4 protein-coding genes are annotated in these 2,407 nt (G+C 26.0%); all 4 read right to left on the minus strand.

Annotation, left to right across the window (positions count from 1 at the left end; translation table 11 throughout):
- Positions 1 to 160, minus strand: a 160-nt coding sequence (locus tag SOR60_RS05050; protein WP_407654221.1) for an ATP-binding cassette domain-containing protein, incomplete at its 3' end; no start/stop codon positions are given.
- Positions 161 to 178: 18 nt separating this feature from the next.
- A complete protein-coding gene (papB, locus tag SOR60_RS05055) occupies positions 179 to 1,522 on the minus strand; it encodes a PapB family radical SAM/SPASM ranthipeptide maturase (protein WP_012797107.1) in 1,344 nt (447 codons plus the stop codon).
- A gap of 90 nt (positions 1,523 to 1,612) precedes the next feature.
- Complete coding sequence (locus SOR60_RS05060; RefSeq protein ID WP_012797106.1) at positions 1,613 to 1,765, minus strand: hypothetical protein; 153 nt, start codon at positions 1,763 to 1,765, stop codon at positions 1,613 to 1,615.
- A 122-nt stretch (positions 1,766 to 1,887) separates the two neighbouring features.
- Positions 1,888 to 2,316: a hypothetical protein gene (locus SOR60_RS05065; protein WP_320595386.1), complete on the minus strand. Its 429-nt coding sequence runs from the start codon at positions 2,314 to 2,316 to the stop codon at positions 1,888 to 1,890.
- Positions 2,317 to 2,407: the final 91 nt, after the last annotated feature.

The following is a 2,407-nucleotide window of genomic DNA, read 5'->3' on the forward strand; positions in this document are numbered from 1 at the left end:
TAGTAGCTATTATATTTAAAAGTGTAGACTTTCCAGATCCAGATTTTCCCATTATAGAAACAAATTCACCTTCATTAATATTTAAATCTATATCTTTAAGAACTTCATTTTTTACTGAACCTTTACCATAACTCTTATAAAGATTTTTTATTTTAATTATTTTTTCCACACTAATCACCTACTCAAATAACGCCTTTATCTCAGAATCACTTAAATCTATATATAAGTATAATAATTTCATAAATATAACTTTATTTAAATAGCACTGTCTACTGGAAGGTCTATTTAAAATACCTGTGTTTTCATAATTTTCGTAAGGGCAGCCACACCTACAGAAATGTTTAGCAAAGCAGCTACTACATTCAGTAAGCTTGCTATTATCATTAAAGATTTTTTTTATGAAATTAGAAGTCTGCATACAATTTGAATATACATTACCTATATTATAATGATCATACGATACAAACCTATGACATGGATATATATTTCCATCAATATCAATAGCCACTGAGTTAAAAGCAGCACCACAAGGGTAATTTTGTTTTTTGCTAAAATGTATTTGCTTTAATGCCCTGAATAGAATTTTTACTTTCTTAGCTTTATCTATTTCTCCATTTTTAATATAATCTTTAAATTGATTGATAAGATTTATATTTTCATCAATATACCTCTTATATTCAAGTGTTCCTAAAGAATTGTCAGCGGCAGATATTGGTATATTCTTAAAGTTCAAGGTATTTAAATGCTCAAAAACTCTAACCATATCTAAATTTCTAGGAGTAATGGTAGCTCTAGCCGATAGTAAGCCTTTATTTCTTAAGTATAAAGTATTTTCTATAATGTCATTGTATGCTTGATTGCCATTTTGATAAACCCTATCACTATTATCGTTTAAGTCTCCATCTATACTAATCATTGTATTAATTTTATTTTCAATGATGAATTCATTTACTTCTTTATTTAACAATGTACCATTAGTTGTCATACTAAAATAAAATTTTAATTTATTGGTTGATTCTTTGATTTTACAATAATTTACTATTTCTTTAATCAGATCAAATCTTAATAACGGTTCTCCACCAAAAAATATAATATTAAGTTTATCACTATTTGTATTTTCAATTAAAAAATCTATTGATTGTTTAGCCGTGTCTGAATCCATAAATCCAGTGTGATTATATCTACCTTCATCACCAAAACAATACTTGCATGCTAAGTTACAGCCTTGAATAAGCATCAATGTTATCGATGAAATTTTATTGCTAGAATCATAGTGTTGTTTACCTTCAAATTCTGCTTCTCTTAAAAAACCCATAGATTTCATAGATTCTATTAATTTTCTATATTCCTGTTTAGTCATATACATAGATGATTTATTTTCTAATTCTTCCCATTCATACTTCTGCATTAAATTTAAAAATTTTTCTACTTTGTCATCAATTCTTATTATTGACACATTATCATAATCAAAAATGTATTTGTTGTTATTATGTTTGAGTTTTATAAAACCTGATGTAATCATCCATTCCTCCTTCTATACATAGTAATATAATATGGAGCCAGAATATGTTATTTACATACTGCTAGATTTACTATAATTCTATTTAGTTACTTAGTTTCCTATGATATCATCTTTGTTTCCATCGCAAAAAATACACCCTAAATCAGCGCACGTATCTTCTGGATAGTCACACCACATGCAAGGTTGCCAACTTTCTGATGAGTTCATTTTTTCATTGTTACCTAAATTTATCTTTTCAAACATTCTCTTCCTCCTACTTGTTCTAATCCTGACTCCATATAATATCTAAACTGATTCCCACCCCTACCCATTTCCTACTATGTGAATTTTGTTAATTATGATTATTCATATTTAAATACTTATATTTAATAATTTTGAATATCTTCAAAATTTATTATTCTTATCTCATTATTCTTTATGACCACTATACAAGGTATAGTATCAACACCATACTCATCTAATATTTCATTGAGTTTGGTATTATTAAAATATTCATTTATATCTAAGTCTACAATATTTTCAGATAGATTAAGTTCTCTATTTTCTTTTACTAAACCTACTCCGTTACTTATATAACGTAAGCAATATGGACAATTTTTAGATGTCAATAAATATATTCCGTCTTTACCTTTAATATCTTGCCAATTTATTTTATTTAATTGTTTAGAAGCCATTTCATAATTAGATAATTGATAAAATTGCTCATAGTTACTAATATTTAATTTGAAAAGTTTAAATATTGCTAAAACAATAACTACTACATATATGCTTTTAATTATTTTTCTGTTCTTCACTTTTTATACCAGCTATTTGAAAATTAAATTTCCAATGAACATAGTAATTGGAAAAGATAATACCAATAGCAAGTTCAAAAAAACAAATAGT

This window comes from Anaerococcus porci (assembly GCF_034090325.1).
GTDB lineage: Bacteria > Bacillota > Clostridia > Tissierellales > Peptoniphilaceae > Anaerococcus > Anaerococcus porci.